This is a genomic window from Baaleninema sp. (genome assembly GCF_049974805.1).
In the GTDB taxonomy this organism is placed as follows: Bacteria; Cyanobacteriota; Cyanobacteriia; order Cyanobacteriales; family Geitlerinemataceae; genus Baaleninema.
The window spans coordinates 1-18571 of the sequence record NZ_JBNGCO010000098.1 but is presented as its reverse complement, the minus strand read 5'-3'; the positions used below and the strand labels follow the sequence as shown (position 1 = coordinate 18571).

Sequence of the window (18571 nt, the reverse complement as noted above, 5' to 3'; positions counted from 1 at the left end):
TCGACGCAGAGCCTCCGAAAGGTGCGTCCCTACGCAGAGCGTAGGAACGATGGAACGATGGAAAATAGTTTTTTGTGATATATGGATTTATACCAATTTTCAATAACGCTGCCATTGATGAAAGCATCAAATTAACCCGTCTTATCGTTCCTACGCTCGGCGTGGGAACGGGAGTTGAGGCGCTCTGCGCCCCGTGCTTGACGACTCGACGCAGAGCCTCCGAAAGGTGCGTCCCTACGCAGAGCGTAGGAACGATGGAAACTTACGGACTATCAGTAGCATAATTTTAGAAAAATGGTATTAGATGGTCAGCGTTTGCCCAACGCCCGAAGTGCCGTTAACACCGCCCCATAAGCGGGTTCGTGGCGAGGCCAGACGAGAGAGGCCGCTGGAAGGGCGTCTGTGACGAGTCGATCGAACCGTTGTCGCAAGGCAGAAGTTCCGTGCCACAATCCGCCCACCGTCACGATTTCAAAAGGTTCGATGCCCTCGAACAACTGGGCTGCCACAGTTTTCGTCGCCAAGGCCAACTCCGACGCCGATCGATCGACGATTTCTTCGGCGATGCGATCGCCCTGAGAGGCAATTTTATCGACAATCGGCGCTAAAGCGGCAATATCTTTCGGCGTCCACCCCCGACGATAAACCAGTTCTACCAAGTCGCGCATTTCTTGCAATCCCAACTGGGATCGAAACGCCTCCGATAACGCCGTCGGTTGCGATCGCCCGTCGAAGGCGCGAACCACGGCTTGCAAGCCCTGTCTAGCCATATCGTAACCGCTACCTTCGTCTCCGAGAACATAGCCCCACCCGCTCGATCGTGCGGTTTGGCCGAAGCGGTTGCGGCCGTAGACGATCGATCCCGTTCCGGCGATAGTGGCGATCCCCACCTCGCGCCCCAATCCTCCCGCCAAAGCAATAGCGCAATCGTGACAGACACAAACCCCTTTCAGACGTAACGCCCACGCGATCGAGATTCGATCGTCGTTCTGCAACAATTCCACCCAATCGCGCACCACCGCCTCATCTTCGGGCCGTCCGATTCCCGCCAAACCGAGGGCGATACCCGTCACCGTCACCGCATGTCCCTTCGTCGCCTCTCGAATCGACTCGAGGATCGATCGATACGCTGCTTCGCCGCCAACACTTTGATAGTTAGACGCTCCCGCCTCACCCCGTCCGAGAACTCGCCCCGTCGTATCGCTCAACAAACAAACCGTCTTCGTACCGCCCCCATCAATCCCTAAAACCGCTGGCATAATTTCGCAAAAAATGGTTTAAAAACGCGATTGTTGCGTTTCTTCCCTGTTGGACTTCTATTTTTTGACCGAAAAACTCAAAACGAATACGACTTAGAAATCGAGGATTAGTTTACCCATTTTCGCTCGGTAATTTTATCGATCTCCACATCCCACAATCCCGTAGAATATGGATTGCAGGCATCCTAACACGAGGAGACAAACAGATTGCCGACACTCGGAGTTAACATCGACCACATCGCCACGATCCGACAGGCGAGACGGACCACCGAACCCGACCCCGTGGCGGCGGCCGTCCTTGCCGAATTGGGAGGAGCCGACGGCATCACCACCCACTTACGGGAGGATCGCCGTCACATCCAAGACCGAGACGTTTATCTCTTGCGTCAAACGGTCAACACCCATTTAAACCTGGAAATGGCGGCGACGGACGAAATGTTAAACATCGCGCTCGATCTGAAACCGGATTACGTGACCCTCGTTCCCGAACGGCGGGAAGAAGTGACCACCGAAGGCGGTCTCGACGTAGCCGGACAGCGCGATCGCATCGCCGATATCGTCGGCCAGTTACAAGCTGCGGGAATTCCCGTCAGTCTGTTTGTCGATGCCGAGTTCGCTCAGCTCGAAGCCTGTGCAGCGACGCAAGCCAAGTTTGTAGAACTGCACACGGGACGGTATGCCGAAGCGAAAACCGAAGCCGAACGGGAACGGGAACTCGACGTTCTCAAAACGGGAACGGCCAGAGCGATCGCCCTTGGACTTCGCGTCAACGCCGGTCACGGCTTGACCTATCGCAACGTCTATCCTGTCGCCTGCCTTGACGGGATGGAAGAACTCAACATCGGTCATACCATTATTTCCCGAGCGGCACTCGTGGGCTTAGAGCGAGCCGTTCGCGATATGAAACACGCGATAGGCGTAGTTTAAATGCCATTTTTTTGGCTCCCAACTCCTGACGAATTCTGAAATTGCAGAAATTTTCGATATGACCACTTATTACTATCTCGTTGCCAGTCAAAAGTTTTTGTTTGAAGAGGAACCCCTCGAAGAAGTCTTTCGCGAACGCGAGCGCAACTATCAAGAGCGCGAAAAAGAAATCGATTTTTGGTCGATTAAGCAACCCGCGTTTTTAGAGGCGCCGGAACTGGCGGACGTGAAAGCGAAATGCCCTCAACCGGCGGGGGCGATCGTCTCCCTCGACCCCAGCTTCATCACCTGGTTGAAGCTGCGGTTAGAATACGTTCTAACTGGCGAGTTTGAAGCGCCCTCGGAAACGATTCCCGACCCCTTGGCGTCTTTGGTGTCTGCCTAACTTCTGTTGGGATGAGGAGATGAGGGGATGAGGGTACGATCGGGAAATTCTCTCCTCACCTGCCTCTTCATCTCCCTACTTCAACACCTCCCCCTGTGCCGTAATCCAATTGGGAACGATGCGCCTACAAGATTTTTCGAGTCCGCTTGCGTCTTTGACTTTTGCTGTGGGACTGGCCGGTGCGTCCGGTTGGCAGTTACCCGCAAAGGCGCAATTGCCGGAATGTGCGCCGCCTCGACCGGGAGAATATTTGTTGTTGGTGGTCAGCGATACGGAAGAGGACCCGGAGATGGTTCGGGGGGTGCTGGCGCCGCAGCTACAAGCGCAAGTTTGCTCGTATCTCGATGAGGTGGTGGTGCGGGTTGAGGGCTTTACGTCTCAGGAGGAGGCGGCGGGTTTGGCGCGATCGATTACGCAAGAAATCGGTCTGGCAGCCTTCGTTACCCGGCCGCCAAGCGGTTCTCAGGAAACGCCCCCCGCTCCGTCTTCGACGCCTGCGACGACGCCGACAACTCCCTCGACAACTTCTTCGGGTTTTTTAGAGTTGCCCCGGGTGGAAGTCATTGAGGCGCGTCCGGCGGGAGGTCAGCCTTCGGCGTCTTCTACGACTTCGACGGGGGATGAGGGGGACGAGGCGGAGTTCGATGTGGCGATCGATCGCGATATGGAGTCGGACGAGCTTCCGCCTGCGAGTTTGTCTGATAGTTCTTTCGAGATTCCTTCGCCGGATGATGAAATCGATACGTCGGATTTACCGGTTTACGTTCCGGTTCCGCAGTCGTCGGGGGCTTCGACTTTCCCGCCAACGACGACGGTAACGCTTCCGACAACGCCTTCTTCTTCTACGTCTCCGTCTGCGACGACGGCTTACAATCCTCAAACTCTCGCGCCGGGATATGCGGTGTTGGTGGATTATTTCAATCAAACTCAGGTGGCGGCGCAGGTTCGGCAGTTGACGAACCAAAATGTCGGTTTGGTCTCCTACGGTCAACGGCCGTTTTTGTTGGCGGGTTATACGTCTAATGAAATGGAGGCCAATCAGCTACTTCAACGACTCAGCAGTAACGGGTTTTGGGCGATGGTGGTGGACAGTCAGCGCGTGATGGTGATCGCTCCGCAAGTGGCGGCGTATTGAGGTGGTTGGCAGGGGCTGGCTGTTGATTTGCGGCGAAAGTGACAGGATTTGGCTGTTTTTAAGAGTTGACTAAAAAATCAAGCGTATAGCCATGTTAGCCCCATAGTTTACAGTTCTATTATCGCCGCCCAACCCTCCTTTGTCAACCCTTCTGGCCGGAGGCGAGTTTTGAGGGTTTTTTTGAAAATTTTCGGGGAGAATTCGGCCGGGGGAATCCAATCCAAAGACCCGCGCGAGCCTTGGCGACATCAGGGATTGCAGAGGGCGTATCTGTACGATCGATCGCGTGGGGTGGTATAAACGGGGGGAGTTTTGAGGAGTGGGAGGAACCAGAAAACCCCGTGTCGATTGGAGTTGTTTTAGCTGTTATCGTGGGCGTCGTGGTGGCCGTTGTAGCTCTCGGCGCGATCGCCTTGGAATGGAACTATCGGAGAAAACCGGGAAATCGCCTAGAGTTTCACCCGGGACGCTGGGAATTGGTGGAACGGGAGGGCGATCGATACCGCATTGTCGGGGAGGTAGAACTCTACAACAGTACGAACCGCCTCGAAATCATGATTCCGGAAGTGAGTGCGGAGGCGACGCTGCTCTCGAAAGGGTCGCTGTCGGGAATTTCGAGCCATATTGACATTATCGCCGACCATCCCGACGCTCCGGCGCGAGAGGATGGCTACTGGTTCGCCTATATCGTCAAAGCTCGCGAATCGACTCGTTTCAAGCTGGTTGTGGAACTGCGGGGAGAGGATTTGACGCAACTTCAAACCCTCTGGGTGAAAGTGCGCTATCTCACTTACGGTCCTGGGGGACGAATTCCGCGCACCGGTCATGTGGTCTTTCCGCTGCAATATCCGGAACCGGAGGCTTCGGCGAACTGGCTGGTGAAAGAGGAGGCGGAAGTTTTACCGATTAAAACTCATTTGCTGACCCATTTGGACGATCCGGTGGAGGTGGTGCGGCGATATGTTCTTCCCCACGCGAACCCGGAAACGGATATCGTGACGATCGGGGAAACGCCGCTGGCGATTATTCAGGGTCGCTGGCGCGATCCGGCGTCGGTGAAACCCGGCTGGGTGGCGCGGCGTCTGTGTTATTTTTTCCTTCCGACGTCGAGTCTGGCGACGGCCTGCGGGTTGCAGACGTTGGTGGATTTGGTGGGGCCGTGGCGGGTGTTGTTGGCGTTCGTGGGCGGTTCGGTGGCGAAGGTTCTGGGGAAACCGGGGATGTTCTATCAGTTAGCGGGGGAACAGGCGCGGTTGATCGATGATGTGACGGGAACGCTACCGCCTTACGATCGATTTATCGTGTTGGGGCCCTACAATCCGAAAGCGGTGGTCGATCGTATTCGTCGGGAGACGGGTTTGGCGGCGGCGATCGTGGATGTGAACGATTTGAAAGCCGTTAAAATATTAGCAGCGACCGACCGTCTCCCGGAACCGTTTCTCGAAGCGGCGTTGCGGACGAATCCAGCGGGAAATGCTGACGAACAGACGCCGCTGGTCTTAATTCGACGGCGCACGTCGTAACTTGAGGCTGTTATTTGAGGCTGTTATTTGAGGCTGTTATTTGAGGCCGTGATTTGAGGCTGGAATTCGAGATCGATCGCACACCTGTCGTTACGCTTCCCCTATTATGAACGCCGCTCCTCCGACTCCTTCGACTCCTTCGATCGAGATCCGTCCGATTCAGTTTCGCGATCTCGAGGAAATCGAAACGCTTCTGCAATCCGATGCGTTTACGGCCAAAAGTCCCAGCGACACGCTGGATTTGGCGGCGCATCTCGACAGCATCCGTCAGTGTTACGGACTGCTGAAATTTCTCAGTTGGTTTCCCAATCCCTATCAGAATTTACTACGGGCTTACGTGGCTCAGCGCGATCGCGACCTGTTAGGGGCGATTCAGGTGTCTCCCATCAACCGCGCGGCGAGTACCTGGCGGGTCGATCGCGCCATCGTCGATCCGGTGGCGGGAAGTCAAGATACGGGAACGACGCTGTTACGCCACTGTCTGCAAACGATTTGGGAGGCGCGGACTTGGATTGTGGAAGTGGACGTGAACGATCGCGCGGCGATGGCGTTGTACCGTCACAACGGCTTCCAACCGCTGGCGCAGATGACCTATTGGAATCTGGAACCGGAACAGTTGGCGGTTTTGGCGCAGCGGGAACCGGATTTACCGAACCTGACGCCGGTGAGCAATTCGGACGCGCATCTGCTGTACCAACTGGATACGGTATCGATGCCGCCGTTGGTGCGTCAAGTGTTCGATCGACATATTAGCGATTTCAAAACCAGTCTGTTCGGTTCGTTGATGTCGGCGCTCAAACAGTGGTTTGCGAAAACGGAAGTCGTCAGCGGTTATGTTTTCGAGCCGCAACGGAAAGCGGCGATCGGGTATTTTCAAATTGAGTTGAGCCATCATGGGAAGTCTCCTCACGAGGCGACGCTGACGGTGCATCCGGCGTATACCTGGTTGTATCCGGAACTGTTGGCGCAGATGGCGCGAATCGTTCAGCAGGTTCCGCCGCAGTCGTTGCGCGTATCTTCGACGGACTATCAACCGGAACGGGAAGAGTATTTAACCTCTTACGGTGCGGAACCCATCGCGCATACGCTGTTGATGTCTCGGTCAGTGTGGCACAAGCTGCGGGAAACGAAACAGGTGAGTTTAGAAGGGTTGCAACTGTCGGACGTTTTAGGGGGATTGCAGCCGTCTCGCAAACCGGTTCCCGGTCGGATGATGTGGTTCCACGAATGGACGGAGGGAATGCAGCCAGACGATCGACACCACCCGGAACGCAGCAACGGCGAACGCGGTGGGAAGGATGGGGAATCCTCGAGTGATCGCGAGAAGGGTTAAGGGTTTAATGGAACGGGTTTCAGCGTTAGGTCTCGATCTCGGTCGCCGTCGTATCGGCGTGGCGGGGTGCGACGGTTTGGGGTTGACGGCGCGGGGTTTGACGACGATTTCCCGCAAGTCGTTCGATCGAGATCTGTCGGAACTGCGTCGTTGGGTGGAGGAACGGGAAGCGACCCTGTTGGTGGTGGGTTTACCGTACCAAATGGACGGTGAGTTGGGTAAGCAGGCGTATCGGGTGCAGAAGTTAGCCAAACGCATCGGTCAGGCGTTGCAGCTTCCCATCGAGTTTGTAGACGAGCGCCTGAGTTCTGTGGAGGCGGAGGAGTTGATGAGAGAAAGGGGACAGGAACCGTCGCGGGAGAAAGGGACGATCGATCGCAAGGCGGCGGCGTTGATTTTACAGCGGTGGTTGGACGAACGGCGCGATCGCGGTTGAGTTGTTGAGGATGAGAGCGTTACTTCCGATTCTCGCCATCGTCCTGGGGGCGATCGTGACTCCTGCTCATGAATACGCCGGAGGGATTCGTTTTTTATTGATGGTCATGTTGGCGAATGCTTTTATCGGCATTGAGTTTAAAAAGCTTTACCAACAGCTTAATTTTCGGTCGGGATTGGTGGTGTTAGCCAACATTGTCTTAAGTTTTGTTTGGTATGGTTTAATCGTACAATTCGACGAATCTTTGGCGAAAGTTGTCTTTTTAACGGCGATTTCGCCCACAGCGACGGCAGCGCCAGCGATGGCGAGTTTTTGGGGCGGCAAGGTTGAGTTTGTTACGGCGTCGGTCATTTTAACGAATAGTTCGATCGCCTTAAGTTTGCCGTTTTTAAGTCAGTATTTTTTTCAGATTGACTCCGATATATCGACTTTTGGTATTTTGCAATCCGTTGCTATTTTAATTATAAAACCTTTAGTTATTTCGAGATTATTAAGATTTTATAAATCTCGTAATTTTCAAAAAACGCTCAAAAATATATCCTTTATCTGTTGGTTGTTGTTGCTATTTTTAGCCAGTGCCAAATCCTCCCATTTTATTGTTTACGAAAGCCAAGTCAGTTGGAAAGTTTTACTGTCGATCGCCCTGGGTTCTGCTTTAGTGTGCGGGTCGAGCTTTTACGTGGGCAGATACCTGGGCGGCAGGGCATTCGATCGAGAATCGAGCCAATCCCTAGGGCATAAAAACACCATGTTTACCGTTTGGTTTGCCCTATCGTTTCTCAATCCGACCTTAGCCCTGAGTCCAATGTTCTATATTATTTTCCAAAACCTCTACAACGCCTATCAAATTTCACAAGTGAGTCCTTGGAGAGAATCTTCAGCCTCTTCCGTTCCGTCTGGCTCCTCTCGTGAGATAAAATAAAGCTGAGTAACCGTCTACCGCAATCTCTACAGGGTATCTACGAGGAGGATTTGGCTGAACGTCAGTCAAACCCCAGAAATTCCGCCGCGATCGTCGTTTCCGGGTCGATAGGTTCCGAGAGGTCTGTTGCGTTGTGCCGCCAGAGTCCAACCGCCGTATCGATACGATCGCCGCAGATTATGGATTCGCAAACGCGGGACGGAGTCCTGTCGCCTGGGTTTTCTGACGTGATTAAGCTTTCTCTAATTCATCCAACACAAGCCGCCCCTATCCAGAGCTGGACTTTCGATAACGAACCCGTCGTTCGCATCGGTCGTTCCAAAGACAACGACGTGGTGATTCACGGTTCTCTCGTCTCGAGACATCACCTCGAACTATGGAACCGTCAAACCCACTGGGAAATCATCAATTTCGGTACGAACGGCACCTTTGTCAACGGTAAACCCGTGCGACAGATGCCGGTATGGGATGGAATGACGTTTCGCTTGGGTTCGACGGGTCCGAAACTGCACTTACACTTGAATTCGAGTTCGTTGCAGAGAGAAGAGGGTCGAGTGAACAGCGAACAGTAAGCAGCGAGCAGTTTTGGTAGAGTGCGTGACTTGAAAAATCGGGTGTTGCCATGAGACCGAGAAATCGTCATCCCATCATCCCCTCATCCCCTCATGGGGAATTTCCCGGCGTTGACATCTCTTGCATAACGGTTTCGATGTTGACTTGAAAATAGGCTTCGCGATTTCCGAGTTGTCGCGCCAGTTCCAAGCCTCGTCGGAAGGCTTCCAAGGCGGGGCCGTAGTTTTGGCGTCGCTGTTGCAGTTGTCCGATGCGATCGTATGTGACCATTAAGCCGTAAAGGTCTCGCGCCAACTGGCGAACGTCGATTTGGGTACGGTACACTTGCAACGCTGCATCAAACTCGTTATAGCGTTCGTAGAGGGCGGCCAGGCGATCGAGGGCTTCTTGAGCGCGGTAGAACTGCAAGGCTTCCCAAGCGATGCGATAGGCGTCTTGAAACTCTGCGACGGCGGCGTTTAACTGTCCGATGGCGGCGTAGTCGTCTCCGATAGCGAGTTTTAACGCGGTCATTTGTGCGATGTTGTTGAGGGTGCGGTAGTAAGCTTCCAAGTCCTGTTTGACGGCGATGGCATCTTCATACCAGCGCAGTTGGTCGTAAATATAGGCTAACTGTGTCAAATAGTAAGCTTCCGACAAGCGATCGCCGCGAGCAACGGCCATTTCCCGCAATTCTCGATAGGCGGCGGCGGATTCCTCGTAATCCAAATCCTGCAAGGCGATGCGGGCGATTTTCCGTAAGGTTTCTTCTTCCGTCACGGAGTCGTTGCGATCGCGGGCGATGGCTAACACCCGTTCGAGTAAGTCCAACGCCGCCTGACGCGCCCCGACTTCTTCGTAAGCCTGAGCTAACTGCTGTAACACTTCCACGTCGGGAGTTTCCCGTTTCTCGAACTGTTCCGTTTGCAGTTGGCGCAACCGTTGCGTAATGACTTGCGCTTGATAGAAGTTTTCCTGCTGCCAGGCGAGGCTTCCGACGCGCAGGAGGGCTTCTAATTCCGCCGAAGTCCCTAAAAACCGCCGCAAGCGGATTTCCCGGTTCCACAACTCGAAGGCGGTGGTGGTATCTCCTTGGGCGAAAGCGGTTTGTGCGCGAGCGTCGAGGGCATCGAGGGCGCGATCGAGCTGGCGTCGTTCCTCGGGTTTCAAGTCCGTTTCGCCCTCCCAAACCGCTTCAGGAATCAGGGAATCGGGTTCCGTCAGTTCTAAGGGACTGGGGGGAAAGCTGTTTTCAGACTGGGCGCGAACCGTCGGTGAGAACGCCAAACTCCCGAGGAGAGTCGCCACAGCGAGGGCGTTGGCTGATACAGTAAGAAACCGAAATCGCAAATGCAAAAAAGCCATTGATGTGGGGTCGATCGTGCGTGTAAATCAGTTATGGACCGTTCTGCGCCTCCGACGCCGAGAGATCTTTCGGGCGGTCGGACTGCTCTGTGCTGCCGTGGCGGTGAGTTCTCTCGTCGGATGTAGTTTGCCGCAAGTGAAAGCCGAAAATCGGCTGTTTCTCCAGCTGTCGGTGGATTATCTCGATCGCACCGAGTTAGAAGCGATCGAATTTCGCCAAACGCCAGTCGGCGGACTGTCCGCTCTCACCTACGATCGCCAACAGGGAGTTTTTTACGCCCTCTCGGACGATCGTGGGATGTTGGCTCCGGCTCGATTTTATACTTTAACCTTGACCCTCGACAGCAGCGACCCGAAGGCGCCGCGAATTGGCGCAGTTTCCGTGACGGACGTTACCGAACTGAAAGACGAAACCGGACAAGCCTTTGCTCCCGGTGCGATCGATCCCGAAGGACTAGCGTTATCCCCAGACGGAACCCTGTTCGTGTCGAGCGAAGGCGTAGCCAGCGAGGGCATTGGGCCCTTTGTAGCAGAGTTCGATCGTAGTGGGGAGCTTATCCGCAAACTGCCCCTACCGGAATATTTTCTTCCCGACGCGGCGGGGGAGGCGCAAGAACTGGGGGTGCGAGACAATCTCGGCTTCGAGGCGTTAACCGTGGGCGGCTTGGGAAGCGGAGAACCCTATCGAGTGTTCGCTGCCACCGAATCGGCACTGCAACAGGATTTCGATCCCGAAACCGACAGGGTTGAAGAGATTAACAGTCGTCTGTTGCACTACGTCGTCATCGGCGGTCGATCGCAAATCGTGGCCGAACACCTGTATCGTCTCGACCCGCCCCCATCGTCCCTGACGATTAGCAACGGTTTAGTAGAACTGCTGTCCCTCGACGGCGCGAGCGCCCTCAATCTCCAGGTCAGCGGCTATTTTCTCGCTCTCGAACGCAGTTTCGGCGTTTCTGGCTTCGGCGCGAAACTGTTCCAAGCCAACATCGGCAGTGCCACGGATGTTTCGACGCTCACCTATTTACGGGGAGATCTCGACGGGATCGATCCCTTAGCCAAACGGTTGTTATTGGATTTAAACCAGTTAGACTTCGACCTCGACAACCTGGAAGCCATGACTTTCGGCCCCCGTTTGCCGGACGGTTCTCAGAGTTTGTTGTTCGTGAGCGACAATAACTTTCGCGACGAACAAGCGACGCAAATTTTGTTGTTTCGGTTGCAAAAAGCGTCACTATAATTGACAATTAAAAATCGATAATCGATACCGTTTTTTAGGGCGAAGCGTCTTGGGTCGCGAAGAACGAGCGGCGAACAGCAGACCGCGCAGGCAGTTTTTATCTCGTCGCGTCTTGCGGGTTTAGCCCCCTCGGACTCTGGCATCTTGTCTCGTACCTTTGGCTTTTCATAATAATCACTCATGACACATTCGACGGATTTAAAAACCTTAGCCAGTTGGATGGCCTCGGATTTCAGCAACCGCGAACAAGCCTTTAACAATCCGCCTTTGTTCGCCCAAGTTCGGGCTTGTATGCGTCCACTTTCGCCAGAAGTCCTCTCGGGGGTCAGTTTTTACTTAGAACAAGCCTACGAATACGCCCTGAACCGTCCCTATCGGACGCGAGTGTTGAATCTCCAAGTCGATGGCGAAGCAGAGAACGGAAAAATCGTAATTACCAATTATGCCATCGATAACGCCGACGAATTTTTCGGCGCGTCTCGAGAACCGGAGCGGTTGCGTTCTTTGACAAGCGGTCGATTAAAACCTCTATCGGGTTGTAACTTTCTTGTAGACTGGACGGGACAAAGTTTTAAAGGAAGCGTCGAGCCAGGAAAAGGCTGTATCGTGGAGCGAAACGGGAAAACCACCTATCTCGAAAGTACCTTTGAAATTTCAGCCACTCACTTTACCACACTCGATCGCGGCTACGATCCCGATAGTGGAGAGCGCGTTTGGGGATCGGTAGCAGGGGCGTTTGAATTCGAGCGTTTGACGAGTTTCGCTAACGAAGTTCGCCTTTGAGGAGTTGTGGGAGAGCGCCCGCCTGACGAGATGGCGTTGCTGAAATAACGGCGTCGTCTCCCTGTCGGTTTTCCCCCATCGATTAATGTGTCGCAAGGTACACCAAACCTGGTAGATTTAGCGAGTATCGGTAAGCAATCTTGTAACAGCATGAAAGTACTAGTAATTGGCGGTGATGGATATTGCGGTTGGGCAACCGCGCTGTACCTGTCCAATCGCGGACACGAAGTAGCCATCTTGGACAACTTGGTACGGCGTCACTGGGACAACCAGCTACAAGTTGAAACCCTGACGCCCATCGCCCCGATTCAGAAGCGAATTCAGCGTTGGTACGAACTCACCGGGAAGACGATCGACCTGTATATCGGCGATATCAACGATTACAGCTTCCTCATCGAGAGTATGCGCCAGTGCGAACCCGAGGCGGTGGTTCACTTCGGCGAACAGCGTTCGGCGCCGTTTTCGATGATCGATCGCGAACGCGCCGTAGAGACGCAAGCCAACAACGTCCTCGGCAACCTGAACTTGCTGTACGCCATGAAAGACGAGTTCCCCGATTGCCACTTGGTGAAATTGGGAACGATGGGCGAATACGGCACGCCGAATATCGACATTGAAGAAGGCTACATCACCATCGAACACAACGGGCGCAAAGACACCCTGCCCTATCCCAAACAACCGGGAAGTTTCTACCACCTCAGCAAAGTTCACGACAGTCACAACATCCACTTTGCTTGCAAGATTTGGGGCTTGCGTGCCACGGACTTGAACCAAGGCGTGGTGTACGGCGTGCTGACGGAAGAAACGGGTATGGACGAAATGCTCGTCAACCGTCTCGACTACGATGAAGTGTTCGGGACTGCCCTCAACCGTTTCTGCATCCAAGCCGCCATCGGCCATCCGCTGACGGTGTACGGTAAAGGCGGGCAAACCCGAGGCTTCCTAGACATTCGCGACACGGTGCGTTGTATCGAGATTGCCATCAACAACCCCGCCAACGCTGGAGAGTTCCGCGTGTTCAACCAGTTCACGGAAATGTTCAGCGTGGCGGACTTGGCGATGAAGGTGAAACAAGCCGGCATTGCTATGGGCTTAAACGTGGAAATCGACAATCTGGAAAACCCCCGCGTCGAACTCGAAGAACACTACTTCAACGCGAAAAACACGAAGCTCATCGACCTCGGGTTACAGCCTCACTACCTGTCCGACTCGCTGTTAGATTCGTTGCTGAACGTGGCGATGAAGTACAAAGAGCGGGTTGACCAGAAAAACATTCTGCCCAAGGTGTCTTGGCGTCGATAAAGAGAAAACGGGTGTCCGAGACCTCGGTTTGTCCCGTGCTGTCAGCCTGGGGCGATCGATCGCCGAATTTTTGCAACGACCGGTAGACCATGCGTATTGCCCTATTTACCGAAACCTTTTTACCGAAAGTCGATGGCATCGTCACTCGTCTGCGCCATACCGTCGAACATTTACAGCGGTTGGGAGACGAAGTGTTGGTGGTTTGCCCCGATGGAGGGTTGACCGAGTACAAAGGGGCGAAGATCCTGGGCGTTCCGGGATTTCCGCTGCCTTTGTATCCCGAGTTAAAGTTGGCCGTTCCCAATCCCTGGATTCGTCCGGTGTTAGAGGAGTTCGCGCCGGATTTGATTCACATCGTCAATCCGGCGGTGTTGGGATTGGGCGGACTGTATTACGCCAAGTCGATGAAAGTGCCGTTGGTGGCCTCGTACCACACCCATTTACCGCAGTATCTCCAGCATTACGGGTTGGGAATGTTTGAGGAGGTGCTTTGGGGATTGCTGCGGGGCGCCCACAACCAAGCGCAGTTGAATTTATGTACCTCTACGGCGATGGTGGAGGAGTTGAGCGCCCACGGCATCGAACGGGTAGACTTGTGGCAGCGCGGGGTGGATACGGAGATGTTTCAACCGCACTTGGCCAGTCAGAAAATGCGCGATCGTCTGACGCAAGGGAATCCCGACGCGCCGCTACTGCTCTACGTGGGTCGGTTGTCGGCGGAGAAGGAGATCGATCGCATCCGTCCCGTATTAGAAGCCATTCCCAACGCTCGTTTGGCGTTAGTTGGAGACGGTCCGCACCGTCAGGCGCTCGAGGAGCATTTTGCAGGAACGCCGACGAACTTTGTCGGGTATTTGCAAGGATTGGAGTTAGGGGCGGCTTACGCCTCGGCGGACGCCTTTATTTTCCCGTCCCGCACGGAAACGCTAGGACTGGTGCTATTAGAAGCGATGGCGGCCGGTTGTCCGGTGGTGGCGGCTGGAACGGGCGGTATTACCGATATCGTCACGGACGGGTCGAACGGCTATTTGTTCGACCCTGCCGACGAAGAAGGGGCGATTCGCGCCACGCAACGCCTGCTCGATAATACGGAAGAGCGGGAAACGCTGCGATCGAACGCTCGTCAGGAAGCGGAACGTTGGGGTTGGCAAGCGGCGACGCGCAACTTACAACAGTACTATCGCGGCGTTATGACGGCTGGTCAGCTTCCGTCGGCGGCGTAACGGGTTAAAATCCAAGCGTTTAACAAAATCGACGTCGATCGTCAAGTTTTCATTCATTTAGAGTAGAGCGTCTGTTGAGATGTCTCTACTCTATTTTTTGGGGAATATACCCGTATTCAGTCAATGGCTGTTTGACCGCCTATCCGATCCCCGGCATGACGCAGACACCCGATTTTTAACGATATTCCCTTATTTTAGCCGTAATAGGAGAAAAAAAACCGTTTTCTTGACCGAGAACCCTGTAATTCCCGATTATATAAGATTCCCGGCATCTTGGAGATACCGGGAATCTCGAGAGGCATTTCAAGACAACACTGCCCTGGAAAAACGGCGAGAGCGGGCCAACACCGTCTTTTTGACTACTCCCCGCGCTGAAGCGACGGGGATTCCCCGGAGGGATTTCAGAACTTCCGACTTGTCGGACTCATAGGCGAAGTCAAATACGCCTCTATGGGTTGCCCAAAGGCTTCCCTTTACTTGTTTGCGATCGCCTTTGATCTCTCGCCGATGGAACCACTTTGCTACCGACATTTCTGCGTGATGCAAGTCTGCCCTCACGGGATGTTAAGCCCCTTCCATTCGGGTTATCGAGAAGGTAATTCAATTATATCACTGCGGCTAAAGCCGCACGAGTCGCGTTTCCGCCCCGGATTAAAATCACGGGGCTACCACGCTCCCGGACTCTTTCGTGTTAGATGGTTTACCAATTTTTCGCGATCGAGCGGTAACTTTTTAACAAAAATTTCCTAAAATTTATCTTCCTCAGCATTCCTTTACACTTCTTGAGGATAGTGTTAAGACAAACTGCAATCTCGATGAAGTTTCATCTGAAAGTCAGATAATAAAACCAGAAAAACACTCAACTGAGATTCCATGAGAGGGTCGGGTGAAACCCTGACTGCATCACGGGTTGGAGTCTGGAAAACGCGACGTTTCTCAGACGAACCAACGATAGGATTCAATTATTCAATTATAGGAGATGGTTATGACCGAAAAGGTTCGATCGAATTGGCGAAATATTGCAATTGTCGGTCCCTACTTAAGTGGAAAAACAACCTTACTCGAAAGTCTATTGTTCGTGACGGGAGCGACGACGCGCAAAGGCAGCGTCGCCGAGGGCAACACTGTCGGCGACAGCGCCCCAGAAGCGCAACAACGACAAATGAGCGTGGAAGTTTCCGCCGCCTGCACCGAGTACGGCGGCGTTAACTTTACCTTTCTCGACTGTCCGGGGTCGATCGAGTTCGCCCAAGAAACCGACAACGCCCTTATCGGCGTAGGTTCGGCGGTTGTTGTCTGCGAACCGGACCTCAGCCGCGTTCTCACCCTGGCGCCGCTGTTTAAATTCCTCGACGATTGGGAAATTCCCCATATCGTCTTTATAAACAAAATGGATCGCCCCACCTCCAGTTTTGGCGAGGTGTTGAGCGCCCTGCGCCAGGTGTCGTCTCGTCCCCTAGTTCCCCATCAATACCCCATTCGCCAAGGGGACAACGTCACCGGATTTATCGATCTCGTCAGCGAACAGGCGTTTCAATTCCACGAAGGAGCGCCCTCAGACCCGATTCCGCTACCGGATAGCCTCAAAGAAGAAGAACACCTCGCACGGCAAGAAATACTCGAAAGCCTTGCCGATTTTGACGATAATCTCCTCGAAGAACTCCTCGAAGACATCGAACCGCCCCAAGAGGAAATCGTCAAAGACCTAAAAATGGAACTCGGGGCCGATCTCATTGTACCCGTGTTTCTCGGCGTCGCCACGGAAGATTACGGCGTGCGCCACCTCCTCGATGCCTTGCTGCGGGAAACTCCCGAACCGAGCGAAACCGCCAAACGTCGCGGCATCGACGCCAAAGCCGACCGACCCATTGCCCAGGTTCTCAAAACCTACTACACCCCTCAAGGGGGCAAACAGTCTCTCGTGCGGGTGTGGAACGGCACGCTAACGGACGGTATGACCCTCGATGGCAGTCGCATCGGGGGCATTTACCGCCTGATGGGAGGGGAACAAAAGAGCCTGCAAGAAGCGCAAATCGGCGCAATTGTGGCGTTGGGACGACTCGACACCGCGCAAACGGGAGACACGCTCAGCGACGACGGCAGCGTGGAATTGCCGAAAGCGGAAGCGTTAGCGCCTGTGTTTGCTTTGGCGATCGCTCCAGAACGGCGCAAAGACGAGGTAAAAATGAGTTCGGCTCTGTCGAAACTCGTCGAAGAAGATCCCGCCTTGACTTGGGAGCAACACGCCGACACCCACGAAATCATTTTATGGGGTCAGGGTGAGATTCATATCAAGGTGGCGCTCGATCGCCTGCGGCGGAAGTACAACCTTCCCATGACGACGCGCCAGCCGAAAGTCCAGTATAAAGAGACGATTCGCCAATCGGTTTCGTCCGTTCACGGACGGTACAAACACCAGAGCGGCGGACACGGACAGTTTGGCGACGTTTACCTCGACATCAAACCTTTAGAACGGGGTGCGGGATTTGAGTTCAACGAAACGATTGTTGGCGGCGTAGTTCCCAAACAGTACATTCCCGGCGTAGAAACGGGCGTTCGGGAGTATCTGGAACAGGGGCCGTTGGGGTTTCCGGTGGTGGACGTAGCGGTGACGCTGACGAACGGTTCTTACCACTCGGTCGATAGTTCCGAACAGGCGTTCAAACAGGCGGCGCGAGTGGCGATGCAGGCGGGAATGCCCCAATGTCAGCCGGCGTTACTCGAACCCATCGCGTCGGTGGATATTTCGACGCCGAACGAATTCACCTCGAAGGTGTTACAACTGATTAGCGTGCGGCGGGGGCAGATTCTCGGTTACGAAGCGATCGCCGGATGGAAAGGTTGGGACAAAGTTTCGGCGTACCTACCGGAGTCGGAAATGCAGGATCTGATCGTGGAACTGCGATCGCTGACGATGGGCGTCGGCTTCTTCAACTGGAAGTACGATCGCCTGCAACAGGTTCCCGAGAAACTTGTCGAACGGATTCTGTCCCAATTGTCCGACGATTGACATCCTCTCCCAGCAACCCGTTCCGGGTATGCTGGGAAATTCCTTGGGTCGCCCCAAAGATTTCCGGCTTCAACAGGTGCCAGCTAGACTGAGCCACCTCAGCCCCCGCCGCCTCCCCTTCACAGGCCGTTTCAATTCCCCGTTGCCCACGGGTACAGATGACTTGTCCACTCGCCACATCACGGGGTTTAATTGACCCGCAGTTAGGGAAGGATCTGATTCACAAATTTTCCCAGCCCAGCATCTAGAGTGTGTTTGCCCAACATTCCTATCCCCCCTTCGCCGGGGGATGAGATCTTCGACAAAAATCATCCCTGCGCCGTCGCAGAGGTGATGAGCCAGCTTGAAATGCCAGTCTTTTCGCGTATCGGCAATCCGTTGATGGACTCTCGCAATCTTCTTCTGAAGCTTCAGCCAGTTAGCTGACCCCTTCTGCTTTTTCTTAAGTCTGCGTTGCAGCAATTTCAGCTTGCGGTGCAGATTGTTGAAGAAGCGAGGTCGCTTGACCTGTTCTCCATCAGAGGTTGAAAGAAAGTATTCCAGTCCAACGTCAATTCCTACCGGATGTCCGTGAGGTATCGTGTCAGGGATATCAACGTCAGCCTGAAGGCTCAGCATGACAAAGTACCCGGATGCCTTGCGGATAATTCGAGCTTGTTTTACCCGGAATATCTCTGGTATTTCGCGCGACCAGCGAACCCGAACCCATCCCAACTGAGGCATTTGAGCATCTGGGGGAAGACAAAGCTTCGCATCCGGTTGGGCTTTTTTAACCGCCACGACTCCCAGGAGGCTTCCATTTTTCGGACGACTTGTTGAAGAACCATCGCGTTGACAGTCTTTAATCGGGGGTATTCAGCTTTGGCCGCAGTCAAGGACTTGCACTGCCGCGCATAGCTGGGAAATGGCGCATCCGCTGGCAAGATGTATTCGGTCCGAATCGAACAGGCATTCACGGGCGACTTGCGGGAATTTAGCCAATCCTTACGTTCGTGCAGAGCAAAGTTCCAGACCTGGCGGCACAGATCCAAAATGCGCTCGATGTCTGAAACCTGCTCCGCCGTTGGCTCTAGCTTGAATTCCCACGTGATACACCGCATGAAACTATCCTAGCTTGGGAAATAAATAGGGCTTGCTGAAAAGAAGTGAAAAGCTTACGGCGTAAGGCTTAGAGGA

The 18571-nt window shown here is 54.1% G+C and carries 16 protein-coding genes and 1 pseudogene; 13 read left to right on the top strand and 4 right to left on the bottom strand.

Going from position 1 to position 18571, the window contains the following annotated elements; translation table 11 throughout:
• Window positions 1-308 precede the first annotated feature (308 nt).
• Window positions 309-1259, bottom strand: a complete 951-nt coding sequence (locus tag ACP5D4_RS16840) for an N-acetylglucosamine kinase (protein ID WP_428012782.1) — start codon at window positions 1257-1259, stop codon at window positions 309-311.
• A gap of 207 nt (window positions 1260-1466) precedes the next feature.
• On the opposite strand from ACP5D4_RS16840, the gene ACP5D4_RS16835 reads away from it, so the two are divergent.
• From ACP5D4_RS16835 to ACP5D4_RS16805, 7 genes are all read left to right on the top strand, one after another.
• Window positions 1467-2186, top strand: coding sequence for a pyridoxine 5'-phosphate synthase (locus tag ACP5D4_RS16835; protein WP_428012781.1), 720 nt, complete (start codon window positions 1467-1469; stop codon window positions 2184-2186).
• Between the two features lie 58 nt (window positions 2187-2244).
• Complete coding sequence (locus ACP5D4_RS16830) at window positions 2245-2571, top strand: MgPME-cyclase complex family protein (RefSeq protein WP_428012780.1); 327 nt, start codon at window positions 2245-2247, stop codon at window positions 2569-2571.
• 154 nt (window positions 2572-2725) lie between these two features.
• Window positions 2726-3706 carry a hypothetical protein gene (locus ACP5D4_RS16825; RefSeq protein ID WP_428012779.1) on the top strand — a complete coding sequence of 327 codons (981 nt, stop codon included), beginning with the start codon at window positions 2726-2728 and terminating at the stop codon, window positions 3704-3706.
• A 341-nt stretch (window positions 3707-4047) separates the two neighbouring features.
• Window positions 4048-5229: a F420-0:Gamma-glutamyl ligase gene (locus ACP5D4_RS16820; RefSeq protein WP_428012778.1), complete on the top strand. Its 1182-nt coding sequence runs from the start codon at window positions 4048-4050 to the stop codon at window positions 5227-5229.
• A 106-nt stretch (window positions 5230-5335) separates the two neighbouring features.
• Window positions 5336-6562, top strand: coding sequence for an N-acetyltransferase family protein (locus tag ACP5D4_RS16815; RefSeq protein WP_428012777.1), 1227 nt, complete (start codon window positions 5336-5338; stop codon window positions 6560-6562).
• Between the two features lie 7 nt (window positions 6563-6569).
• On the top strand, window positions 6570-6998 hold the full coding sequence (gene ruvX, locus ACP5D4_RS16810; RefSeq protein ID WP_428012776.1) for a Holliday junction resolvase RuvX: 429 nt from the start codon (window positions 6570-6572) through the stop codon (window positions 6996-6998).
• Window positions 6999-7008: 10 nt separating this feature from the next.
• On the top strand, window positions 7009-7920 hold the full coding sequence (locus ACP5D4_RS16805; RefSeq protein WP_428012775.1) for a hypothetical protein: 912 nt from the start codon (window positions 7009-7011) through the stop codon (window positions 7918-7920).
• A 65-nt stretch (window positions 7921-7985) separates the two neighbouring features.
• Here ACP5D4_RS16805 and ACP5D4_RS16800 read toward each other — a convergent pair whose 3' ends face one another.
• The gene (locus tag ACP5D4_RS16800; protein WP_428012774.1) at window positions 7986-8111 is read right to left on the bottom strand and encodes a hypothetical protein; all 126 of its coding nucleotides are present in this window, start codon (window positions 8109-8111) and stop codon (window positions 7986-7988) included.
• A 36-nt stretch (window positions 8112-8147) separates the two neighbouring features.
• On the opposite strand from ACP5D4_RS16800, the gene ACP5D4_RS16795 reads away from it, so the two are divergent.
• Window positions 8148-8492: an FHA domain-containing protein gene (locus tag ACP5D4_RS16795; RefSeq protein ID WP_428012773.1), complete on the top strand. Its 345-nt coding sequence runs from the start codon at window positions 8148-8150 to the stop codon at window positions 8490-8492.
• Between the two features lie 91 nt (window positions 8493-8583).
• On the opposite strand, the gene ACP5D4_RS16790 is transcribed toward ACP5D4_RS16795, so the two are convergent.
• Window positions 8584-9837 (bottom strand): tetratricopeptide repeat protein, encoded by a 1254-nt coding sequence (locus tag ACP5D4_RS16790; RefSeq protein WP_428012772.1) that lies wholly within the window; start codon window positions 9835-9837, stop codon window positions 8584-8586.
• A gap of 16 nt (window positions 9838-9853) precedes the next feature.
• On the opposite strand from ACP5D4_RS16790, the gene ACP5D4_RS16785 reads away from it, so the two are divergent.
• The 5 genes from ACP5D4_RS16785 (at window position 9854) to ACP5D4_RS16765 (ending at window position 17395) form a co-directional block, all read left to right on the top strand.
• On the top strand, window positions 9854-11077 hold the full coding sequence (locus tag ACP5D4_RS16785; RefSeq protein WP_428012771.1) for an esterase-like activity of phytase family protein: 1224 nt from the start codon (window positions 9854-9856) through the stop codon (window positions 11075-11077).
• A 180-nt stretch (window positions 11078-11257) separates the two neighbouring features.
• Window positions 11258-11860, top strand: coding sequence for a chromophore lyase CpcT/CpeT (locus tag ACP5D4_RS16780; protein ID WP_428012770.1), 603 nt, complete (start codon window positions 11258-11260; stop codon window positions 11858-11860).
• A 150-nt stretch (window positions 11861-12010) separates the two neighbouring features.
• Window positions 12011-13162 carry an NAD-dependent epimerase/dehydratase family protein gene (locus ACP5D4_RS16775; RefSeq protein ID WP_428012769.1) on the top strand — a complete coding sequence of 384 codons (1152 nt, stop codon included), beginning with the start codon at window positions 12011-12013 and terminating at the stop codon, window positions 13160-13162.
• An 89-nt stretch (window positions 13163-13251) separates the two neighbouring features.
• A complete protein-coding gene (locus tag ACP5D4_RS16770) occupies window positions 13252-14385 on the top strand; it encodes a glycosyltransferase (protein WP_428012768.1) in 1134 nt (377 codons plus the stop codon).
• A gap of 985 nt (window positions 14386-15370) precedes the next feature.
• A complete protein-coding gene (locus ACP5D4_RS16765; RefSeq protein WP_428012767.1) occupies window positions 15371-17395 on the top strand; it encodes an elongation factor G in 2025 nt (674 codons plus the stop codon).
• On the opposite strand, the pseudogene ACP5D4_RS16760 reads toward ACP5D4_RS16765, so the two are convergent.
• Window positions 17316-18495, bottom strand: a pseudogene (locus ACP5D4_RS16760) (RNA-guided endonuclease InsQ/TnpB family protein). The gene ACP5D4_RS16765 and the pseudogene ACP5D4_RS16760 sit on opposite strands and share 80 nt — an antisense overlap.
• Between the last annotated feature and the right edge of the window lie 76 nt (window positions 18496-18571).

What these genes read in the sequence shown, in the direction of transcription:
- ACP5D4_RS16840 (WP_428012782.1), bottom strand. Translation starts at nt 1,259, where the DNA reads ATGCCAGCGGTTTTAGGGATTGATGGGGGCGGTACGAAGACGGTTTGT.
- ACP5D4_RS16830 (WP_428012780.1), top strand. Translation starts at nt 2,245, where the DNA reads ATGACCACTTATTACTATCTCGTTGCCAGTCAAAAGTTTTTGTTTGAA.
- ACP5D4_RS16815 (WP_428012777.1), top strand. Translation starts at nt 5,336, where the DNA reads ATGAACGCCGCTCCTCCGACTCCTTCGACTCCTTCGATCGAGATCCGT.
- ruvX (WP_428012776.1), top strand. Translation starts at nt 6,570, where the DNA reads ATGGAACGGGTTTCAGCGTTAGGTCTCGATCTCGGTCGCCGTCGTATC.
- ACP5D4_RS16805 (WP_428012775.1), top strand. Translation starts at nt 7,009, where the DNA reads ATGAGAGCGTTACTTCCGATTCTCGCCATCGTCCTGGGGGCGATCGTG.
- ACP5D4_RS16790 (WP_428012772.1), bottom strand. Translation starts at nt 9,837, where the DNA reads ATGGCTTTTTTGCATTTGCGATTTCGGTTTCTTACTGTATCAGCCAAC.
- ACP5D4_RS16780 (WP_428012770.1), top strand. Translation starts at nt 11,258, where the DNA reads ATGACACATTCGACGGATTTAAAAACCTTAGCCAGTTGGATGGCCTCG.
- ACP5D4_RS16775 (WP_428012769.1), top strand. Translation starts at nt 12,011, where the DNA reads ATGAAAGTACTAGTAATTGGCGGTGATGGATATTGCGGTTGGGCAACC.
- ACP5D4_RS16770 (WP_428012768.1), top strand. Translation starts at nt 13,252, where the DNA reads ATGCGTATTGCCCTATTTACCGAAACCTTTTTACCGAAAGTCGATGGC.
- ACP5D4_RS16765 (WP_428012767.1), top strand. Translation starts at nt 15,371, where the DNA reads ATGACCGAAAAGGTTCGATCGAATTGGCGAAATATTGCAATTGTCGGT.